At 51.3% G+C, this 22,811-nt stretch carries 12 protein-coding genes; 4 read left to right on the forward strand and 8 right to left on the reverse strand.

Annotated features, from left to right (window positions below; translation table 11 throughout):
• Positions 1-230: 230 nt before the first annotated feature.
• The 8 genes from RB298_RS19295 to RB298_RS19330 all read right to left on the reverse strand — a co-directional run bounded on the left by RB298_RS19295 (position 231) and on the right by RB298_RS19330 (position 15,994).
• Complete coding sequence (locus RB298_RS19295) at positions 231-3,545, reverse strand: glycosyl hydrolase (protein WP_486048080.1); 3,315 nt, start codon at positions 3,543-3,545, stop codon at positions 231-233.
• Positions 3,545-5,569 (reverse strand): glutaminase family protein, encoded by a 2,025-nt coding sequence (locus RB298_RS19300; protein WP_486048082.1) that lies wholly within the window; start codon positions 5,567-5,569, stop codon positions 3,545-3,547. Before RB298_RS19300 ends, RB298_RS19295 begins: the two co-directional genes overlap by 1 nt.
• A 161-nt stretch (positions 5,570-5,730) precedes the next feature.
• The gene (locus tag RB298_RS19305) at positions 5,731-7,389 is read right to left on the reverse strand and encodes an extracellular solute-binding protein (RefSeq protein ID WP_145036320.1); all 1,659 of its coding nucleotides are present in this window, start codon (positions 7,387-7,389) and stop codon (positions 5,731-5,733) included.
• A gap of 72 nt (positions 7,390-7,461) precedes the next feature.
• Complete coding sequence (locus tag RB298_RS19310; RefSeq protein ID WP_015735219.1) at positions 7,462-8,358, reverse strand: carbohydrate ABC transporter permease; 897 nt, start codon at positions 8,356-8,358, stop codon at positions 7,462-7,464.
• 12 nt (positions 8,359-8,370) lie between these two features.
• Positions 8,371-9,297: an ABC transporter permease gene (locus RB298_RS19315; protein WP_015735218.1), complete on the reverse strand. Its 927-nt coding sequence runs from the start codon at positions 9,295-9,297 to the stop codon at positions 8,371-8,373.
• A 49-nt stretch (positions 9,298-9,346) separates the two neighbouring features.
• Complete coding sequence (locus RB298_RS19320) at positions 9,347-12,427, reverse strand: alpha-mannosidase (RefSeq protein WP_486048085.1); 3,081 nt, start codon at positions 12,425-12,427, stop codon at positions 9,347-9,349.
• 24 nt (positions 12,428-12,451) lie between these two features.
• Positions 12,452-14,683: a hypothetical protein gene (locus RB298_RS19325; protein ID WP_486048087.1), complete on the reverse strand. Its 2,232-nt coding sequence runs from the start codon at positions 14,681-14,683 to the stop codon at positions 12,452-12,454.
• 162 nt (positions 14,684-14,845) lie between these two features.
• Positions 14,846-15,994, reverse strand: a complete 1,149-nt coding sequence (locus tag RB298_RS19330) for a GntR family transcriptional regulator (protein WP_486048088.1) — start codon at positions 15,992-15,994, stop codon at positions 14,846-14,848.
• Between the two features lie 316 nt (positions 15,995-16,310).
• Between RB298_RS19330 and RB298_RS19335 the strand changes: the two genes are divergently transcribed.
• The 4 genes from RB298_RS19335 (at position 16,311) to RB298_RS19350 (ending at position 22,785) form a co-directional block, all read left to right on the forward strand.
• The gene (locus tag RB298_RS19335; protein ID WP_486048090.1) at positions 16,311-18,368 is read left to right on the forward strand and encodes a GxGYxYP domain-containing protein; all 2,058 of its coding nucleotides are present in this window, start codon (positions 16,311-16,313) and stop codon (positions 18,366-18,368) included.
• A gap of 597 nt (positions 18,369-18,965) precedes the next feature.
• Positions 18,966-20,051: a GerAB/ArcD/ProY family transporter gene (locus tag RB298_RS19340; RefSeq protein WP_486048092.1), complete on the forward strand. Its 1,086-nt coding sequence runs from the start codon at positions 18,966-18,968 to the stop codon at positions 20,049-20,051.
• 3 nt (positions 20,052-20,054) lie between these two features.
• Positions 20,055-21,584: a spore germination protein gene (locus RB298_RS19345; RefSeq protein WP_486048094.1), complete on the forward strand. Its 1,530-nt coding sequence runs from the start codon at positions 20,055-20,057 to the stop codon at positions 21,582-21,584.
• Between the two features lies 1 nt (position 21,585).
• Positions 21,586-22,785, forward strand: coding sequence for a Ger(x)C family spore germination protein (locus tag RB298_RS19350; RefSeq protein WP_096773675.1), 1,200 nt, complete (start codon positions 21,586-21,588; stop codon positions 22,783-22,785).
• The last annotated feature ends 26 nt before the right edge of the window (positions 22,786-22,811 follow it).

Consider the following 22,811-nt stretch of genomic DNA (forward strand, 5'->3'; position numbering starts at 1 on the left):
TTAAGTGTAAGCCTTCTTGATTAAGAGAATGTTATGACAAATCGATACATTTGTAAGAATAGTCATCGTTATCTTATGTCCAATTGAAGAAATAAGCCAACGTCTTTGTAACTCGAAATACGCAAGGTCTTTATCCATTGGGTTACATATATTATATTATGTAAACCTTTAAAAACAGAATGACTACAACCTGCATTCGTTGTAGTCATTTCGATGAGCTTCTTCTAAGATTACATTTCTTTGGATATAGTTCGACGTACCAACTTTACCTGTCCATTCACCCCCGAAGGTAAAGCATTCTTACCATACAAGTTCTCCAGCGTATTGGCTGCACGGATGGCAAGTTGATGGATCCCCTGTTCCACATACGGCGTTATATTCCAATGATACGGCGGCCACAGCCGGATGCCAGCGATTGTTTCATTCACATATAGGCAAGCAGTCTCCCTAATATCTTCGGCTTCCAGCCATAACTCCTCGTCCGGCGCTAAGTTGACCTCAGTCAGGTCTACCTCCTGGAAGTAATCACCCGCTCCCGCATAATAAGGATAGCCGGCAGAAGCCCAAGAACCAAACATATGTTCCGAACACGCATTTAACCTCACCCCATCTTCTATTTCAAACGGCCCAATCAAATAGGCTGGGAATGAAATCGCAGGCATCGGCTCCAGTAAGGAAACCGTCAATATCTCGAGCTCGTTCTCGCCTGCCACCAAATGAGCCGTAATATCTAGGGTAGCATAGTTTGAATCCTGCCAATCGGATGTCTTCAGCGCATTCTGCCTGACGCCATTCACGAAGATTTCAACATTGCGCCTGCGCTGCAGGAAGCCGATATGGGCCGGTATTTTCTGCTCCACATCGTCCAGAATCAACTCAAGCCTCGCTAATGGATGGACATCTGGTGGATGCGAATGATCTCCGCCATTCGGAGAATGCAATTGTTCGATCAATGCCTGCGTCACGGTAAACGTTGTACGGTACGTGTTCACTTGCCCAGGCATCGTAGCGTTCATCCTGGAGTTTCGGTCATTCAGCGTGACCTGCCACTGGTCCAGTAATAAAACGTTGGGTTCAAGAGACTGAAAACGCCACTTATCTTCGAGAACGATAATATCCTCGGTTTTTTGCACCTTGCCGAACGTTTGTTCTATTTCGTTAATTGAGCACTCCTCAGGTCCAACCGATAGAACTCGTAGTTCTCCAGGTGCATAGGTAAGAATGGAATCGCCTACTAACCGGCGAATGCTCCCGCTTTCCAAGTCCCACTCTTCCATAAGGTTCCCGGTTTCTCCTGCATCAAGCTTCATGGAAACATCATGCTCCGCCCAGTTCATAAACCATACAAATACACGGTCACCGAACACACGTTCTACATGGATCAAATCCTCATATTGTCCTTCAATCAGCTTCCATCGTAAGGCAGCAGTTTTCTTTAATAACCCGCTTACCGTTTCACATAAGGGCTCGAGCAGATCTGGTGCCTGCTCCTTAATACGGCCTCCGGACATCTCTGGATCGGCAAGTATCCGCTTTTCTCCGGAATCGAGATGATCCTCGATCAATGTGTCTTCGTGGTCCTTGTCCTCCAACGAATAAAATAAAGCTTGCCCTTTGCCAACGGGGCGTAAAGCCCCATGCTGAGGATTCGGGCTAAAAAGCTCATGCATTTGCTTTGCCAGCTCCGGGTCCTGGCGCACGGACTCGCTATGCCGCGGAATTGCCCCTACGGCAACCAGCGTTCCGCCTTGCTTTACATAGGCAACCAGGAGAACGGCAATGTCCCTTGACATGACCTCCACCTCGGGCATAACCAAAACCGAATATACGTTCCCGTCACCACTGAATCGTACCCCTTCTCCATCAACAAGGGCAGCATTACGAAGCTGACATTCATCAACATAGTCATAATCAATGGAATGGCGCAGCATGCGATCCGACAAAAGCGAGAACAAGGTATCGGATGAAGGAAACCGGTTAGATCGTCCCGATGCGAACATATTTTCGTACACCGACTGAATAGGCGATAATAGAAGAACCTCCGGGGTTCGTTTTCCGCTTGCGCCGAGCAGACTCAATCGACCGAGATAGTCGGCAAAAGCACGATAATGCGGCCAATGCGGCGCATGTTTGAATTCCGTGGGAGGAAAATCGGTTTTCCGATACCCTGCAAACGAATAATAGAACGCATGCGGGATAAACAGATTAACGCCCAGGAAAGCCATGAAATTGGCATCGAGCCGCCTTTGACGCATGGAATAGCCGTGACCGCTGGCACCAAAGGCCTCGCAGATCACGCGTTCTTTATTATCCAGCCCGGCTACGGAAGCCGCCGTCTTCACGGACACGATCCGGTGCGGATTCTCCTTTGTGCCGATGCCGGGCGTCAAATAATCCACGCCTGCATAGTGGAACTGCTGCAGGACGCGCGTCTGATTGCCTTGCGACCTGGCTTGCCCCCAGACCGGCTCCTCCAGCGTATGACCGATGTACAGCAGTCCATGCCCTTCGCACCATGAAGAAATCGCTTGATGATACCCCTCCACATACCAGCGCGTAATCGTATCATAATATTGCTGTTTCGTTGTCCGGCTGCCGTCTGCCATGTTATATAGCAAAGCTCCTAATCGCGGGATGAGATCATACCCGTTCTCTTGCCGGTACCGCTCACCCATTCCTTCAGACCAAGCAAAGACCATGCCAGGCAGGGTAGCGCCTACATCGTGAACAGCCGTCCGGATCGCCTCCACCCCGAAGAAACCGTCGTGGATCATGAGCCCCGGCTCGTCGGTAAAGACGCCTTGTATCGTCGTTCCGAAATATTTCTGCAAAGACAGAAACGGTTCATAGGACATCCGGATGAACGCCTGGACCGCCTCCGGATTCAACGTATCCAAGTAGTACCCATTGGCAAACGTGATGCCTTCCGCAATTTCGCAGGACCAGCAGGCCAGCACGACATAAGAGTCTTCCGCATTCGGAGGCGTCCAATCCCGTCCCCATTCATGCGTGAGGTCCTCGGATTCTTCATGGAGCAGCCATTCCCCGTCAGACTCGACGGCACGATAGGCCAGAATGGCAATCAGCTCATTATTCTCATAGCGTGCAAAATCCAGCTTCAAGCTTTCTTGCCCGGAACCGCCGTAACAACGCCTTTCCTCCACTCTTAAGTAACGCATGCGATATTCCGGATGCTGTCGCGTCAGCTTGCCGCCCACCGTCCCGCTTGGCCAATTATCCTCATCGTACAGCCAGACGACCATGTTGCGTTTTTGGCATTCCACGGTGCAGAATTCCAAAGCTTCCATAAAAGCCTGCGAGAGGTATGAGGCTTGCATTCCATGACGCGCATGCAGAACAACGCCTCCGACGCCCGCTTCAAACATCGATTGAATCTGGCTTTCCAGCTCCACTTCCTTGAGCTCGTGATTCAGAAACCAGAATGGCTGCGGGCGGTAGGTTGCGTCCGGATTCTGGAATTGCAGCTTCAACCGCATGAGATCCATTTCGATTTCTTCCTTAACATGAAGGCTGTTCACACACATCACCTGTCTTTGTTCGAATTTGAACTGGATCCTGACATGAGTAATCGAATGAAGAATCCCCCGACGACGGAGCGATTCTGGAAGTTCATTTGCTTGCCGCTGATGGTGTCATACCAATCGGTCACCGGAACTCGAGCGGAGGTTTCATTCATGAAATCCCATAGGGGCGCGATCATGGACTCAAACCCGGCCTGCGTGGTACTCATGGCTGCACACCATACCAGCCAATCGGATTTCGTATACGTATCGCGGCTGTCCAGGGGAAGGCCGTAACGGTTCTGTAGATGCTGGTAATATTCCAGCTCCCGTGCAGACACTTCTGTTGGAAACAGGTTGAACTCCAGCAGCCGATCCCACACCAAATTGTATTTCATGCTCCAGGAATCGCCGGCGCTGTCGAACGTAAGCTTGTAATGGTCGCCGGCATCGGCCATGGACATCCATTCATTCGCCATGTTCCGTGCAGCTTCGTGATAAGCTCCGCCTTCCGGGAGGCCGAGCCGATCGCACATGTAGGAGTATGCGGCAATGCCCAAGATCGCCTTGATGGACAGATTAGCATTATGCGCCAAATGTCCGGCGAAGTCATCCGTGCACAGCTGATTGTCCGGATCGAGTCCATTCTTCAGCAAATACCCAGCCCAAGCGGTAAGGGGCTCCCAGTGCTCCCTGGCAAACTCCACATTTCCTTCATACTTGCATACCGCAGCCGCCATCAGGAGCATATTACCGCATTCCTCAATCGGCATCTGGTATTCCAGCTTGTTCTCGCCATACACTTGACCGTTGGCTTTCGGGTACGTGCCCACGTCATGGGGCGCAAAATCGAACGTCCATTCATCGCTCATCGCAAACTTAAAAATCGGACGCATCATGCCCTTGATCAGTTCAGGGTTATATCTCAGGAACAATGGAATCGACGGGTAACTGACATCGACCGTGGCAATGCACCCGTTGCTGAAATTCTCCTTGGAGAAAAACAACACGCGGCCCGCTTCGTCAGCAACCAGTTTATGCGCGGCAATCGCCTGCCGATAGGTCAGCGCCAAAATATCCCGGTACCGATTGCCGCCTGCGGCTTGGCTTTCGGTCATGAGCTCGCGGTTAAATCCTTCGCATCGCCGCATGATCGTTTCATACTGATCGGCTGCCGCTAACAGCATGTCATGGAAGGTCCATCCGTTCCGCTTCCAATAAGCATCCAGCGGCTTGCGGAAATATTCGATCGCATGGATATCGTCATATGCAAACATCAGATATTCGGATACCCACTCATCCCCGACGGTCCCGCATTCGATTTCGGCTGCCATGACGGGAACGTGATCGAAGACGGGGCGCGGCTTCTGCACATCATCTTGGGCAGGTAATTGACCTGTCCTAACATACTGCTCCCGGGTCGTTACCGAATGAATCACCGTCTGTATCCGCGATGAACGCGGCACCGCCAGGACCATATACCCCCAATCGATTCGGGTGTCATCACCGGCAAGCTGCAGGATCGGCTGTTCGACAGTCCCCATCGACATCGCATTCAATCGTCCGTCGATCACGCGGTGCTCCCAGGTCACCTGCTGATCCGGCGTATGGACGCACCATTCGCCCGTTACATCGATGTAAATCTTAACGTCATGCGCTTGCCCATCCAATGAACGCACGTGAAAGGTCAGATAGGTGACGGGCCGGGATAACAGATCGAGATCGTCCAGCAAAAGCGGGGTGGTAAACTGAACTTGAAGTTCAATGCCTTCCCCTTGAAACGTATAACGGGTCGTTACGGGCTCAACCGTCAGATCGGTTTGCTCAAGGGCTTCAGGCTCAAGTTGTTCTGACGGCTCCTGCGTGATAACTTTTCCCATGAATCGTCGCGGTACGCCATCAATGATGGCTACCCCCGTCATGCCCTGAATCTTGTTCGTCCAATGCCGGGTATGGTCGTCATACAGACGGTCCGCTGCGGACCATACGCTGAAATAAGGATCTACGGTTACCAGCGGCACGGATGGGGGTCTGAAATTCGTTGTCATCTAACGTCAACTCCTTCATGTCTTCTTTATTCTTCAAGCTGCCTGGATCTCCTTGCGATTTGGAAATATTGATTCAATAAACAGCAAAGGCTTCGCCCCCTTGGATGACAAGGTCATGCGAAGCCTTCCTAATTAACGGGCTCCCCTGATCATGGATATGATTAGTTCGGCATTTGAACGGTCACAACGTCTTTCCCCTTCAGATTTTCGTTCGTAAACTGCATCGCCTTATCGTATCCGGTCTTTCGGAGCTGATCCCGCAGTTCGTTGATAATGCTCATGGCGGCTTCATCCGACTTGGCAAAAACCGCTTCCTTCCACGCATCGCCCATCCGATCCATCGAAGGCTTCAGCATTTCCCATTCCGGCGCTTTGGTGATGACATCGCCGGGGTTGTACGCCGTAATGACCTGAATGCCGTTCGGACGGAGGATTTTGCGAGCGTTCTCCATCGCGTCCAGCCTTTCTTGTTCCGCCCAGATGTCTCCTCCCGCAGCGGAATTGATGCGATCAAGCCCTGTCAACGATTCCAGGCCGATGCTGATGCCTTCGTTCTTGCGCAGCTTCATGTTGGTGTCCGTGCTGAATTTGTCAAACCATTCCTGATTCGCGACAGGCTTGCCGTCCTTCATGTCCCAGTGAACGCCCTGCACCCCGTACCTAGCCAGCATAAAGCCTTCATCGGAAGCCATAAAGTCGAGGAACTTGAGCGCGGCATCCACGCAAGCGCCTTTACAGTTCTTGGTGATCGCCGTCACATTGTTGCCTTGAATTCCGAGATCGACAGGCCTGTCCGGTTCGACGTCAGCGCGCTCCAGTGGGCCGAGCGGAATGTAGTCGCTGCCCGGATGCGATGAGACATATTCCTTGGAAGCATCCAGGATAGCCGGGTAGTGCGCGGCCAGGATGGCGATGCGGCCTTGATTGATTTTTTCCTTGGCGATCGGGTCCGTCTGGGTGAAGGCTTCAGGATCCATCAGCCCTTCTTCAACCAGCTTTCGATAGAACAGCGTGTATTCTTCGTAGCCCTTGGTGAAGAAGTTATGCTCGAGCGTGCCGTCGCCTTTGTCTACGTAACTCGCCCCGGAATAAAACATGGTGTTGCCGATGCCGACGGCCCAGCCGTTGCTGAAACCGCCCAGCGGAAAGACCGGCTGGCCGTTCTCCTGCAAGTTGGCATCCTTGATTTTTTTGAGGAAGTTATAGAAATCGTCCTTCGTCACGACGGATTGCGGATCAACGCCAACCTTCTCGGCGATGTCTTTGCGCACATAGAAGCCGTAGAGCCAGTCCATCCCATCTTCGTTGGTCGCCGGCTGATTTTGCAGCAGCAGATACTTTTTGCCGTCGTATGCGTTAATCGCTTTTTCATACAATGCCGGCGGGACATTTTCTTCCGCGATGGATTTGGACAAGTTCGGATAATCCTTCAATTTCTCGGAGATATCGACCAATTGTCCTTCTTTGGCCGCCTTGATGATTCCGTCCAGTTCCCCGCCCCAGGCAGGTCCGGTATAGATATCGGGCAGATCCTGGGTCGCGAAGATCTGATTGACCTTTTCCGTCTCGCTGCCCTTGGTATATTCCCACTCCAGGGTAACGCCCGTCTTCTCCTTGATGACTTCTTCGACCGGCGTCATCGCATCGGAACCGTTTGAGCCATTCCAATTGTGTAATATTTTGAGTTTGTATGAATTCTCTCCTTCTGCGCCTTCTCCGTTATCTCCGTTCCCTGATGAATTCGTGCAGCTGATCAGCAAACCTCCAACCATGATGGACACGAGCAATGCGGATACGCCTTTCGACCAAATCCTCTTCAAACCAATCGCCTCCTGGAATATGGATATCAATGATCTTGGTAAAGCTTTGGACAAATTCCGGGTCAGGATGACCTAACCTTTAACCGAACCGATCATAACCCCCTTTACGAAATATCGCTGCAGGAACGGATAAATGCACAGAATCGGGAAGACCGTGATGACAAGCAAGGCCATGCGAAGCGATTCGGGCGTCGCGCCTGCCCCGCTGGTTCCGCCCACCGTCTGACCACCCTGCTGCGCCGCGCGCTGCATCGAATTGGATAATGCTTCTGCTTCGGTCAGCATTTCTTGCAATAAGGTCTGCACTGGGATCAAATCTTTATTGGATACGTAGTATGCGCCCGAGAACCAATCATTCCAATGGGCCACCCCGATGAAGAGGGAGATGGTTGCCAGCACCGGTCCCGAGAGCGGCAGTATGATCCGAACGAAGATTTGAAAATCGCCGTAACCGTCAATGCGGGCGGATTCCTCCAGCTCCTCCGGTATGCCTTGCAGGAAGGTGCGGATGATGACGATGTGCATGAAATTGAACAGCATCGGCAGCACGTACACCCAAAAGGTATTGATCAGATGCAGCTTCTGCAGCGTAATGAAGAACGGGATGAACCCGGCGCTGAAAATCGTCGGCAGAAAGATGTAGAAGGTAAAAAAGGAACGGCCGGGCAGCGTCTTCTTGGAAAGCGCATAGGCCATGAGCGTACACAGCACCACATGCAGGAATGTTCCGAGCACGGTGCGCATGAGCGTAATTTGGTATGCCTTCCATATACGGGCGTTATCGAACACCTGGGCATAGTTCTCCAGCGTGAATTTACGGGGAAGGAAATAGATGGCCCCCATCATCGAATCTTTGCCGTCATTCAAGGAATACGCCAAAATGTATATGAACGGGTAGATCATGGAGAAGCCGATCAATGCGAGAAACGTGTAGTTAAACACCGAGAAGAAAGACCATTTGCGTTTCATTACGTCACCTCCTTAGAACAGGGATACATCGCTGACTTTGCGGGCGATCCGATTGACCGTCAGAACCAGGATGAGCCCGATGATGCTTTGGAATAGCCCGACGGCCGCGGCGTAGCTGAGTCGTCCTTCCCGGATACCGGAGTTGATGGCGTGCACGTCCAGAACGCTGCCCATGCTGGCAGTCGCCGGTCCGTTCAGGAGCAGGAGCTGTTCATACCCCGCGCTCATCAAATTGCCCACCGCGAGAATAAACAATATGATGGCCACATTGCGGATACCTGGAAGCGTCACGTGCCACATCTGCTTGAAGCGCCCCGCGCCATCCATTTTGGCAGCTTCGTAAAGCTGCTGGTCGATGCCCGCAATGGCGGCCATAAAGATAATGGAATTCCAACCGATGTTCTTCCAGATATCGGAACCTACAATCATCTGATAGAACCAGGTTGGATTGTTCAGAAACTGGATCGACTCGGCCCCGAACGAGCCCAAGAGGTCATTGACCGGACCGCCGTATGGGGTCAGCAGCCGCTGCATCAAGGTGACGACCACGATCCAGGATACGAAATAAGGCAAGTAAGACAGGGTCTGAATCGTCTTCTTGAATTTCATCTTCCGGACTTCATTCAGCAGGAGCGCAAGAATGATCGGCATCGGAAATCCGATCAGCAGCTTCATGAGGCTGATGATGACCGTGTTGCGGATGATGTCCCCGGACTGATAATAATTGAAGAATTGTTCGAAGTACTTGAATCCGGCCCAGGGGCTGCCTGTAAATCCGCCTATGAAGGTGTAGTCCCTGAAGGCAACTTGAATTCCGTACAAGGGCACATAGGAAAACAGAAAAAACCAGACGATGCCGGGCAGCATGAACAAGTAAAAGAGCTTGTGCTGCCAAATTCGCTTGAATACTCGGTTGCTTGTCCATCGTGACTTGTTCACATTCCCACCTCTCCTTTCTCACATGGGGCGGCGATGCCGCCCCGTTCCTCTATAGTTCTGGTACATTCAACCGCAGCGTGATGATTTCAAACGGCGTGAAGGATAGCGCGATTTCAGACGGCTCGTTCAGCTTCAGCTGCGTAAGGCGGTTCTCCATCAGATCGGCAATCCAGGCATCGGCGGCTTGAAATCCAAGCCGAAGCGACGTGCCCACATGCGTTCCTGAAGTTTCATACAGACGAACGATGATATCGTCCCCGTCCTCGGCTTTTTTGACGGACTCCACCATGATGTGCGGATGATCGGGCCTTAGAAACGCTTGGGATAAAGGCAGCTTTTTTGTCTCCTGATCCGATACGTCAGGCAAGGACACCGTGCGAAGCGGGACGTTTAGTTCATGGCCTCTTCGGTAGATTTCGGCTTGCACATGATTCCCTTGGTGCGGATATAACGAATATGTGAATCGATGTTCCGCGCGGTCCGCCTCCGGATCGGGATAGGAGCTGCTGCGGAGCAGATGGAGATCCAGCACGTTATCGATGGCGCGATGGCCATACTTGCAATCATTGAGCAGCGCGACGCCATAATCCGGCTCCGATAAGTCCACCCATTGATGTGCGCAGATCTCATCCTTCGCAAAATCCCACAGCGTATTGCGGTGAGTCGGTCTGCTCAGGCTGCCGAACTGGATTTCGCAGTGGACCTGATCCGTGCGAATATTAACGGGGAACGACGTTCTTAACATCTTGCCATTCTCCCTCCAATCGACGTCCGTCTCGAAATCGATGCGCCGGCTGCCCGCCGTCAGCACGACGGTCTGGGTCAGCGAGGACTCCCCGTAACCGTACTCGAAGACAAGCCCGATCCTCGGCCCCTCCCGAAGCTCCCGCATGCTCAGTAGGTGTAACCGTGTACCCGGATTCGCCGCATAGTCATGGCGGAAATCCCATGCGTCCCCGCCGTCATGATACACACGAAGATCGTTGCCTAATCGTCCCTGCTGGATGACTTCGCGGTTTTCCGCTTTATCCAGAACCGACAGGATAGCCCCGTTTTGATCGAACGACACGATGACCTTGTCGTTCTCCAGGCTTCGTCCTTCAGCTGCAGCTGCAGCGTCTGCGCCCGCCCCTGGCGTTTTAGTCAAGATTTCAGAGGAGGATGCGGCTTCTCCATCCGCTTCCTGGACGGCGTCATTCGATAAAACCGCATATCCCATCGATGGAACCTGCACGCGATGCCAGCGTCCGTTCATGCGCAGCCACTCTCGCCGCTCCCAAGGCAGCGAATTGAAGATGACGGTTTGCGCGGAAGCCGTGTCACTGCGTGCTATATGGTCAGCTAAATAGCTGTAGGTGTCGGCAATCATGGTTTCCGTCTGCCCAAGCAGCTCTTCATACCGCGCCAGCGACTCATCGTACACCCGCTTGATCGAAGATCCCGGAAGAATATCGTGGAACTGATACAGCAGGACTTCCTTCCAGATCGTCTCCAGCGTCTCAGCTGGATAATCCCGCCCTAGTCGGGCTGCCAGCACGGAAGCAAACTCCAGCTCGCGCAGCGCTTTCTCCATCTTCCGGTTGTAACGCTTGCTCCGGGCTTGACTGGTCAAGGTTCCTTGATGCTTCTCCAGGTAGAGCTCCCCGCGCCACGTCTGGAACGACTCGCGCTCTTCATTCAACCGTTCGAAGAACTTCCACGAAGGCTCTTGCCGAACGGGAGACAAACCGAGCAGGTTTTTCTCGCGAGCCAGCCGTTCCAAATGCTCTTCGCCCGGACCGCCGCCGCCGTCTCCAATGCCGAAGAGCATCAAAGCATGGCCGGATACGTTCTTATCTAAATACTCCCGCTCCGCTTTGGCGATGGAACGAGGGGCTGCCGGACTGTTGTACGTATCTTCAGGAGGCATATGGGTCAGTACAGCGGAGCCGTCGATGCCTTCCCAGAGGAAGGAATGGTGAGGGTGCCGGTTGTACTCGCTCCATGAGAGCTTCTGGGTCATCATATAATCCACGCCGGACTTCTTGAGCAGCTGCGGCAGGCTGGCGGAGTAACCGAACACGTCCGGCATCCAGAGCGATTTCATCTCCAACCCGAATTCCTGTTGAAAATATCGCTTCCCGTACAGGATCTGACGAACCAGTGATTCCCCGCCCGGCACATTGGTATCCGATTCTACCCACATGGCTCCCTGCGGTTCCCATCTTCCTTCGCGCACCCGTTCCTTGATCTGTTCATACAGTGCCGGATAATGCTGCTTCATCCAGTCATATAGCTGGGGCTGGCTTGCCCCGAACACGTAGTCCGGGTAGCGTTCCATCATGCGAAGGACGGTCGAGAACGTTCTGGCGCCTTTCCGGATCGTTTCGCGGATCGGCCACAGCCAGGCCAAATCGATATGCGCGTGACCCACGGCGCTGATCGTTAAGACCGGATCGCCGCCTTTCAAGCTCAATGGTTCAGCCAACTTCTTCTTCGCCTCCGCGACGCGCTCCGGCGAGAAATCCGTGAGCCGTAACGAAACGTCATACAGCGCCTGATAGATTCTCTCTTTGCGGGCGGTTCCCGCCGGGAGCTGCTCGGCGGCTTCCATGAGTACCTCGACATCGTAATATAGGCTCCGGATATCTTCCCGGCAGCTGGCGATGACGGCTTCTTTCAAAGTTCCTCCCCGGTATTTGCCAAAGAGATCGTTATTGCCCGCATCGGCCCAAACTTCAATATCCGATCCGGTCAGGAACATGTCATGAAGCCGGACGACACGCTTGCCGGGAAGCCCTAAGGAAAAATCGAATTCCGAATTCACGGTGGTCAATCCCTGTACTGGCGATCCGTTCGGATCCGCCAAACACAACTCGCCGTTAATGTCCAGCAGGAGGACGAGGTCCTCCTTCCGGCTATGCTCCGGAACGCTCCCGGCAAAACGGAACCAGGCGCAGTCCCACAGGTCCCCCCATCGCTGTCCATGGACAAGCGTCATTTTCGTTCCCGTCTTTCGATCCGAGTACGATACGGGTTCAGGCGTAACCCATGCCGTCACTTCCAACTCGGCAACCGGCTCATAGATGGCTTCCCGGAGTTTGTTTAACATTTGTTTCAACGGTTCAAGCCTTATCGGTTCGTATGGCATGATGATCTGCTCCTCTCTATTGCATCAGTCGGCTGCAGGTTCCGTCACGGATTGGGGTATCCAATCCACTTGAATCACGGCCTGGTTCGCCGCACCGTGTTCGTACTGCAGCAGGACGGTTAACGACTCCCGATCCCATACCCAGTCGGCAGGCATCGCTTGATTTCCGATGACGTACTGGACGGACGCCGGCTCGGTCGGACAATACAGCCTTGCGCTGGCCTGCATATTGGCCGGTCCCTTGGCTGTGAATCGGAACCCGGCGTCCGATTGGTCGAGCTCCTCGATTCTGGAGGAAGCTGCGATGATGGACACTTTGCCTCCGGAAGGACGACCGGCTTCAACATCATAGAGAAGCGCCTGTTTCCCCGGGCTTAACGTAATTTGATCATGAACGGAGAGTTTCGAATCGAACAAGTCCACGACAGGACCCGAGATCGTCAAGTCTTTATCGGTGACGGACTCCTCCAGAACCGAAGCAATGATATAAGGACCGCGCTGCAGCTTGAAATAATGCTTGGCATGCCAGGGCGGTACCGTGCCGAGAAGCGCTTCTATCGCAGCCTGGACGGAGCGGCGCAGCCGGTCAGCCCCTTCCTTCGACAAGGTCAGGTCGGCCGGATGCTGATCCAGCCAGCATACAATGCCTTTTCCTGCCTGATGGATTCCTTCCGCTTTCCCCTTCAGGCCAAGCTGCTCAAACAAATGCTCCCGCGGGGAGTTGTACTTCGAGCCGAACGCTCCGCTCTCGAGCTCCGCGTTCCACCAGGCGCGTATGCCGTGGTACGGATCGCTGTCATCGCCGACATAGATCAGTGCGCCGCCATCCCGCACCCACTGCGCGAGGGCATTATGAATGTCAGGAGACTCCGGCTTGATGAATTCATAGCTCAGCACAAGGACGCGATATGGAGCCAAATAACCCGGATAACGCCTGACATTATCAAGCTGAAGCGTGCGAACCGGGATGCCATGCTTCAGCAGCGGCAGCGTCAGACCGTAAAACGGAGAGAAATCGAGAAGCTCCGTGTCGCCCGCCTCCTGAAAACCTTCGGGATCCGTACCGTCATATTTCCCGGCATCGGGCGCTCCAGGCTCAGGCTTCATTCGCTGAAACATCGCGGAGTCTGCAATTAGAACGCCGACTTGCAAGTCGTCTTCCGCCGATTCGATCACTTTCTGGTCCATGTTGCCCAGCGTATGCATGACTTGGAGCAGCGTCGTTGCATAGTCGGACGGGATGGACTCTTTGCCTGAACGGTCTTCGGAAGGATAAGTCCCTTTAAAGATTCGCCGCGGCCATGGCGATACTTCATAATGGGAGACCCCGGGATGCAGCAGTGATGCGACCACGGTTTTTAGATAGTTCTGCTTGTAATCCGCCCATGTGTGGTTCGGATTATCTTCGATCGGGTCATGCAGGAACCACATGCGTCTGTCCGTTCCCCGAACCAGCTCCTGCATCACGCCGTATTCGAGGTAAGCGGTTTCAAATGTCCGCTCCTTCCGCAGCCCTTCATATACATTCGGCGTCCGGGAGGTCCCCGTCCAGATCTGTGCAATGTACCCGTCTATGGACGGGAGCTCCACGAGCGCCGATTGCGGACTTACGATTCGCCATTGGGTGTAGTTGATCAAACTATGAGTCGGAACGTAAAAGCGAAGGATTCGATCATAACGCTTTAACGCGTAATCCTTCATCTCTGCGCATAACCGGTCGAGCACGCGGGTATATAAATACGCTTTCAATTTGGAAGCCCGGTACTGTGCGTCTGGCGAAGCATGCGGCGGAATCCATGGCTCCTTGTAATACAGCAGCCATTCCCGTTTGAACGCTTCCGAATAACCTCCGTTCACCCAAAATTCAGGCTCTTCCAGATGAATGGCTTCCACGCCCGCATCCACCGCGATGCGTATTCGGTCCGCGATGAAGCGGCCAAAGGAAATCGTAGGCACCATGTAAGGAATGACCGGTTGTTTGCCATGCAGGATCATCTCCCCATGGCGATCCTTCTGGGCTTCATCCCAATGGGGTACGCCGTCTATCTCCCCGTCCAGGTAGCTGTTGTATTGCCCCCAAGCGACTCCGGTCATCAGATGGACGACGTATCCTTTCTCTTTCCATTTCCGAATCCGCTCGGGCATGGTTTCGTCAATCCCATAAACCATCACGAAGTCTGTCTGAAGATCATAGTCGGGGTGATACGGTGCAGACTCTTGAAACCCGGTTCGTTCTTCCCTGCGATCTCTCGGCACGTTTTATACCTCCCTGCTCAGGTTAAATGTACTGTCGCTTCATAACCTCCATCATTTTCTAGAATATAATATATAATATTAATATATTCAATATGTTTTTTATTCGAATTAAAAAAGCCTTCTCCGTTGGATGACGGAAAAGGCTTATTCTTGGCGTGAATATTAAGGTCGTGGAACCTGGCCTGATGTTTGGCGAACCACAAGCTCGGGCTCAATCAGTATTTTGCTGTAACTCTTGGCTTCTCCTGTGCCGCGCAGCACTTCCAGAAGTTTGCCGGCGGCTTGATATCCCATATCCCGCTCAAACTGCTTGACATGGGTGAAAATGCTGAATTCCTCCACGATGGAAGTCGGATCGTCGAAGCTGACGATCGATACGTCCTCCGGCACCCTAAGCCCCGCTTGCTTTGCCATCTGATAGATTTGCACGCCCAGTCTCCCGTTAAGCGAAATATAGGCGGTTACCATGCGATTTCGGATGTATCGGTACAATGGGTGGGCTTCCGCATCCTTGAGCACGTTCAGCGGTTTGAAATCCGTAATCATATGCGCCGGATTGATGAGCGCGCCTTTGTCCTTCAATGCATCGATGTACCCTTCGATCCGCTCCTGAACCGTCACGGTCTGAAGGGGAGAATCCGAGCAGATGGCGATATCACGATGCCCAAGCTCCCATAGATGCTCAACGGCGAGCCTGGTGCCCCGCCTTCCATCGGCCGCAATATAATGCGTCTCGACGCCAGGCAAATACCGGTCGATCAACACAAAAGGAAAACCGGACAGCTTCATGCCCAGTATCTCCTCGTTGTAGTTCTCCTCGTCGATCGGGAAAATAAGCAGGCCTTCGGCTCCGAGAGCCTTCAGATCCTTGATGGCGTCTTTTTCCTTGTCGAGTTTGCCGTCCGTCAGCATGATCATGCTGCGGTAACCTTCGTCACTAAGAGCCTGCTCGATCCCCTCAATGAGTCTCATGGCAAAGTAATCATGAATGGTGGGCATAATCACGCCAATCATGCCCGTTGCCAGCGTCCTTTCTCTTCCCCTGTGCGACGAAGCCGACGGCTGCGCTCCGGGTAAGAAGTCCGTTTCTTCTGCAACAAAGCTTCCTTTGCCCGGCACGCGGGCAATCAATTTCTCGTTCGCTAATCCGGTCAGCGCATTGGCAACCGTTATCTTGCTGACATGAAACTGGTCCATCAGCTCCTTCTCTGTCGGTATGCGATCACCGGGCTTCATATTTTCTGATGCTATGACGTGTCGGATATAGTCCTGGATTTGCTGATACAACGGAATTCGATCATTTGTACTCATTCTAATCACATCACCAATTCATTCATGATATTTGAAATATATAATATATCCTTACACATACAAGCGCAATAAACAAGCATGAGCTAACAACGGCCAATTACGACAATACCTTGATAGGATAGCGTTTAAAATGCCTGATTTGCAAGAATCATAGGAAGTTTTGTCGAACCTCTTGTAAAGTTATATTTGAATATATTAAATATGTGTTGGTAAGCGAAGTGCTGCACGATGATGGTGCCAAAAAGGAGGGGTGAATGTTAACGGATGAGCACGCGCTTCCAATTGACAACAGACCATAACAAGGAGTGAATTCGCCATGGCTCGTAGATTCACGATTCTCTGTTTAGCCATCCTTTGTGCTTTTTCATTAAGCGGCGGCGCAGCTTATGCTTCGGATACGGATGCACGATCAGCCAAACCTGACGGTTCCAATAACCGCGAACTGCCAAGTTTCAAGAAGCCGAAACATTTGGATGTCGCAGATATTTATGATGCGCCAGGTGACATTAAATTGCTGTTAGGAACCTTGCAAGGGATCGTTAACCGGGAACAGCCCCGAATCTATTTGATTGAGTCCCAGGAAGAAGGGAAAATGACCTGGCTTGAAGATATAAACGTGCCTTATACGCTTCATGAAGACTATTGGGACGTATTCGCTGCTTATCGTGGCGAAGCTAAAGGCATGATTGTATATGATCCGGAAGTTCCCGACACGATTAATGTCGCCACCACCCTCGCAGGACTGAAGAAGGCTGTCGTTGCCAGTCCGGAGCTGGCCGCCCAATTGTCCAAAGCTCCTTATAACTTGAAGACGCTGGATGATTTGCGCGGCAAATTCGATAACCGGCTCGAAGCTTACACCTGGCAGTACGAGAATCTGTGGAAGCAGACGAATCATCAGATGTTAGTCGGACTGGATCCGGATACGGCGATCCGAATCCCTTCCGGCCTCCCGGAATCGTTTGTAACGATTGCAGAGGAGAAGGAGCAGATTCGCGATGCAAGCAATCGTGATACTTACCAGCTTGATTTATCCTCTCTCTTGGGAAAATCAGAGGTATATCTTCGGTTTGACGATGCTTTCACCCAGGACGGTTGGGGCCCTGCCGTACACGAAGTAACGGTCAAGGCTGACGGCAACGTGATCGCGAGTTTCATCGCAGGTACACCGGAAGAAGAGGCCTATCTATATGATCGGCAAAATTCCAAGTTCGGTGAAGGACAAGGCGGTCACCGCTTCGCCGATAACGGCAGTTATTTTGTGTACGAATTCACCCCTCCTGCCGGAACCAAGAACCTGATCGCCGAAGTGGATATGTGGAACCAGTATAAGGTTTCCGCGGGAAATATCCGTCCGCTATCAGCTGAGCAGCAGGAACCCTATGGTTATTTAAGAGATTACGCCGTAGCCAACAAAGCGATGGTATTCTGGCTGGATTCCAATGTCCCTGAGCAAAAAGCGCTGTTCGAAAAAATCCTGTCCGGTGTGAAGCCGGGTACCCCGTACCTCGGCTGGTTCAGCAACGATGTGGAAGGCGAGTTCAGCTCGGTCGAGATCGCTTCCCGATATGGCGTTTATGTGCTGGCGGCCGACTGGTTCAGCAATCTGACCGTCTTCTCGGGAACCAAGCCAAACTTCAAGCTGGCGAAAACACCTCCGCAGCCAGCTCTGGAGAACAAGATTTATGTAACGTATACTTTTACGGAAGGCGACAACTTCCAATACAACCAGCATCGCATGCGCGTCATGTGGGATGACCCGGCTCGCGGCAAAGTCCCGATCAACTGGACCTCCAGTCCTCTGCTTTATGAAGGTGCTCCAGCGATATTGAATTATTATCTCAATTCGGCTACAGAGAACGATTTGCTGATTGCCGGGCCGTCCGGTGCCGGATATTTTTACCCAAGCCCATGGCCGGATGCAAGCTTTCAGCAGTTTTTGCGGTCTACCGAGAAATACCTGAAAAAGACGGGAATGACGATCCCTTATGTTCTGAATCGAGTCGATAGTCAAAATGTGCCGTTATCACCGTTTAAAGCAAAAGCATATGAGGAGGAATATAACGTACCCGGTTTATTTATTAGCTATGAAGACAGATACGGGGTTGAAATCGTAGGCGACAGCCTGCCCGTGTCAACGATCCGCGGGATCAGCACCGTGCAGGACGGATTGCGGGTCCTGAATGAGGCCAAGGCGAATTGGGACGGCAAGTCACCGCTCTTCGTTTCCCTCGGCATGCTTGCCTGGAGCATGACTCCGTCGGATGCGCTTGCTCTAACCGAGCAGCTAGGAGCAGACTTCAAAGTTGTACGCGCCGATCACTATTTCTCCTTGATCCGTGAAAGCTACGGCTTGCCGGCAAGCAAGAAATGATGATGTCTTATTAAGCGACTGCATATTTCTTAAGGCAGCGGCAGGCCCAATCCAATCGGGTCTGCGCTGCCTGTTTTATTATTGTATTTCCCCGTCTTAATGGCCGGGTCTTTCATTATACTTCACGGCATTAACTATATGTAATTAATATCATTAAATATATTTAGTTAATGCCGTGAATTATTTGATTAATACCATTAAATAATAATCTCTACTATCCTTCATCATCCTGCAATCTGAGCTGTGCCTCCAATAAAATCGTACTGAATTTGCCTTTACTTCGTCTCTCCTCGCACCTCTCATCTCTTCACCTCTTAAAAAGGAAATACAATTCCTTGCCTGCTCGGAGCCTGGAGAAGAGGCTGAATTATTTCTTGGGTAATCGCAAAAACCACATCGTTTCGACAGCCGATCTGAGGACCGGCTCTCTTCCCTACTCTATTGCAGTCCACGATCACATGGCGATAAGATCCTTTCCCCATACGATTCGCAGCCATATTACGGCCGTGCTTCATCGCTCCATACATAAAAAACGGCAAATGGTGAATACTCACTGTATCGAATTAGCATGTATTCCCTCATATGGAGATTAGTATTATGGCCGCAAACAAAAAGATATCCCTAATCGACGTTTACTTCATCATGCTGCTGTCCTTGGGCATCACCAATCACGTTGTCCTGATCCCGCTTCTTCTGCAGAAAGCAGGCCGGGACGCGTGGATGGGCACGCTGCTAACCATGATCCTGCATATTGGCTGGGTGTATATCTTGTTTTTCATTATGAAGCGCACCGGTCAACAATCCATCTTCGCATGGTTCAAAGACAGCTTCGGACCCGTGATAGGCTGGATCTTCGTTAGCTTAACAACGCTCTATTTTTTCTGGATGTCCATGGTGATTTTGCGAGAAACGGTGACGTGGATTCAGGTCACCTACCTGCCGCAAACACCCAAAACAGTCGTCTCGCTCACCATTATCGTCCTATGCGTGTATGTGGCGAATAACGGCATTCGCTCGATAGCCATCATATCGGGAATCTTGCTTCCCATTGTATGGGTGTTGGGCCATTTTGTTGCCGTTTCTAATTTGGAATATAAAGACTATACCTTGTTGACGCCGCTCTTCTTGGAAGGTTATACGCCCATGCTCAAGAGCATGCTCGTGGCCGGCGGTGGATTCATGGAAATGATTGTGCTGATCTATCTTCAGCATCACATGAAACGAAGGATGAAATACCTCTCGATCGTCATATTGTCTATTTTGCTGGGAGGGCTCACGCTGGGACCGTTGATGGGAGCTATAGCTACATTCGGTCCTGTTCCCGCCATGGAATCCCGCTATCCTGCGTACGAGCAGTGGATGCTGGTCACCATAACGAAATATATCACCCATGTCGATTTTCTGGCATTGTACCAATGGATATCGGGGACGTTAATTCGTATATCCCTGTTCCTGTTTATTATTGCGGACGGCATTTCCTTTAAAAAAACCAAACGGCGCTTGTGGTACCTGTTAGGGATGGGTATTACCACATCCATCATCTCGTTGATCCCGGTCATCGATCGGCAAATCGAGTTATTCGTGCTGGGCAAATATTCGCCGTCCTACCTTGTCTTCCTTTCTTCGCTGACGTTGTTGATTGCCATTGCTGTCACATTTCGAGCTAATACCAAAGGAGGGTAGATGATGTCAAACTACAGAAATCGAAATAGTATGTTCCGCCGAAAAAAGAAACCATCCTCGGTCGCAGTGGACAGGCAACCTGCATCCGACGCATTGGATGAGGAAGCCCTGCGATCCATGTTTGCCAACTCCGCGGATGTCATCATCAAATCTTTCCCAGGAAATCATGAAGATGCTATCCCCGTATTGCTGCTGTATAGCGAAGGGATGGTTGATACCATGCTGATGACACAATATGTGCTGCCGGATCTGGAAGAAAAACTGGAACACTTCAAGGATTGGGAACCTTTAGCCAGAGAACTGGATAAATCGATGGAATGGAGCAAAATCAAGCAGCCTGCCGATGTCGTTAAACTTCTGTTTGCCGGACGAATGATCCTATTTTTTTCAAAAGAGAAGTGCTTTTATTCCATTGATATTGCCTCGCTTCCCAATAGACAACCTGATGAGTCCAATACAGAGGTGGCCATCAAAGGGGCGCGCGACTCTTTTACGGAAGATCTTAACATGAACGTGGCACTCGTTCGAAAAAGATTGCGTACGGCCACGCTTCACAATGAGCAAATGATGATTGGCGATCGCAGCCAGACCAGAGTAGCCCTTCTGTATATTTCCGATATCATACGCCCGGAAGTTATCAACGAGGCAAAGGTGCGCTTAAAAAGCATCCATGTCGATGCCCTAGTAACCAGCGGTCAGCTGGAGGAGGCACTTTCCGATTCGACCCTCTCCCTGTTTCCGCTCATGGACTACATTGGAAGGCCGGATTTTGTCGTGGAATGCTTGCTAAGAGGACGCTTTGTCATCCTTGTGGATGGGTCGCCGATGGCATTGATTGCGCCTTGCAACTTGCTGGAGTTGTTAAAATCGCCGGAAGACTCCTATTTTCCTTACCACTTTGTTGTATTTGAACGGCTTCTAAGGCTGCTTGGTCTCTTTCTTGCCATTATGCTCCCGGGATTTTGGGTTGCCTTGACATGCTACAACATGGATCAGCTTCCTTTTCTGCTTCTTGCGACCGTCACGGTCTCCCGATTCGGGCTACCGCTGTCGGCGCCAATGGAAATTTTATTGATGCTGGGCATGTTCGAACTGTTCAGGGAAGCCGGGGTCAGACTGCCTAAAGCCGTTGGTCAAACCATAGCAGTATTAGGAGGTCTCATTATCGGTGATGCCGCCATCCGTGCGGGCCTGACGTCGCCAACCATGCTGGTAGTATCCGCGACGACTGCAGTCGCAACGTTTACCTTGGTCAATCAGACCCTAAGCGGGACGGTCAGCATTATTCGTCTTTATGTGCTGATATGGTCTTCCTTGCTCGGCATGCTCGGATTCTTTATTGGAATATTCAGTCTTGTTGCATACCTCTCCGTACTGGAATCCTTCGGACTTTCGTACCTTGCTCCTCTATCGCCGCTGACCTTCAAGGATTTGATGAATGCCCTCTTGAAAAAACCGTGGGCTTTCAACAAAAACCGACCGGAAATGCTGCAGAATATAGATAACACATCTGAAGAAAGGGAACCTACGTGAGATGAGAAACTGTACCAATATCCTAAAATTAATATGGTTAACGGTTATGCTCAATATGTTAACGGGCTGCTGGGACATCAAGGAGATACAAGACATGAATTACATCACCGCCATCGGCATCGACCAAGAGGACGGTGATTTTGTTGTTTACACCCAGATGATGGATTTTACGTCCGTGGCCAAAAACGAATCGGGAAAAACGGATACCCCCCCTCAAGTATGGACTTCCAAAACCAGGGGCAAAACCTTTGACATGGCGGTCAATGCCATCTATGATTCAGCGCAGTTACGGACAAGCTGGAGCCATATCTCTTGTATTCTCATCAGTGATACCGTCTTACAATCGAATGTCCTAACCAAACTGGATACGATCGGCCGATATCAAGAAATCCGTATGACGCCCTGGGTATTTGGAACAAAAGACTCCATCGAACAATTGTTTAATGTTCCAGCTTTCTTCAATCTATCCCCGTTAAATACGTTAGCCCATGATCCTTCCGAAGAGTATAAACAGAGATCCTATATCGTACCGATTCGATATTTTGATTTCATGGCGCTGATCACTGAACCGGCAAGCACGGTGCTGCTTCCTAATCTATCGATCAATAAAGGAACCTGGAGTCTAAATCAAAAAGAAAATCCGAAGCTGGTGATTAACGGAGTATACGCTATATCCGAAGAAGTATCGAAAGGCTTTTTCACCAATGACAAGCTCACCGGTCTGCGCTGGATGGAAACCGATACGAAACGCTCTCCCGTCATGATTACGAATAAGAGCGGCGAATACGCGGGGATCGTCGTATTGTCGGATCCTAAAGTTCGCAAGGAATTGAGCATTGTCAACGGAATGCCCCGATTCCGCATCAACGTGAAGTTAGGAGGTAACGTGGTAGAAGCGCTCGACGACATGAACAAAACCGAAATGGAAAACCAGGCGGCCGCGGAAGTACGGGAGGAGATTATATCTACGTATAAAAATGGAATTGCCTCAAAGACAGATCTGTACAGCTTGGAGCACGTTTTGTTTAAGAAAGACACCCGGCTTTGGAAAAAAATCAATCAGTCGTCTGCCCAACCGATGGATGCAGGTTCTTTGGAAAAGGTTCATGTCGAAGTCCATCTGAATCATGCCGGCATGAAGCTGCTCCCTCATCAAAATGGACCTGCTGCGCCTACGACCAAAAAAGAGGCAGGATCCTGACGATCTGCCGTTAAATGAACCCATGA

Origin of the sequence: Priestia sp. BR_2, from assembly GCF_041954005.1 — a bacterium.
GTDB lineage: Bacteria > Bacillota > Bacilli > Paenibacillales > Paenibacillaceae > Paenibacillus_AQ > Paenibacillus_AQ lautus_A.

What these genes read in the sequence shown, in the direction of transcription:
- RB298_RS19295 (WP_486048080.1), bottom strand. Translation starts at nt 3,545, where the DNA reads ATGTGTGTGAACAGCCTTCATGTTAAGGAAGAAATCGAAATGGATCTC.
- RB298_RS19300 (WP_486048082.1), bottom strand. Translation starts at nt 5,569, where the DNA reads ATGACAACGAATTTCAGACCCCCATCCGTGCCGCTGGTAACCGTAGAT.
- RB298_RS19310 (WP_015735219.1), bottom strand. Translation starts at nt 8,358, where the DNA reads ATGAAACGCAAATGGTCTTTCTTCTCGGTGTTTAACTACACGTTTCTC.
- RB298_RS19320 (WP_486048085.1), bottom strand. Translation starts at nt 12,427, where the DNA reads ATGCCATACGAACCGATAAGGCTTGAACCGTTGAAACAAATGTTAAAC.
- RB298_RS19330 (WP_486048088.1), bottom strand. Translation starts at nt 15,994, where the DNA reads ATGAGTACAAATGATCGAATTCCGTTGTATCAGCAAATCCAGGACTAT.
- RB298_RS19335 (WP_486048090.1), top strand. Translation starts at nt 16,311, where the DNA reads ATGGCTCGTAGATTCACGATTCTCTGTTTAGCCATCCTTTGTGCTTTT.
- RB298_RS19340 (WP_486048092.1), top strand. Translation starts at nt 18,966, where the DNA reads ATGGCCGCAAACAAAAAGATATCCCTAATCGACGTTTACTTCATCATG.
- RB298_RS19345 (WP_486048094.1), top strand. Translation starts at nt 20,055, where the DNA reads ATGTCAAACTACAGAAATCGAAATAGTATGTTCCGCCGAAAAAAGAAA.
- RB298_RS19350 (WP_096773675.1), top strand. Translation starts at nt 21,586, where the DNA reads ATGAGAAACTGTACCAATATCCTAAAATTAATATGGTTAACGGTTATG.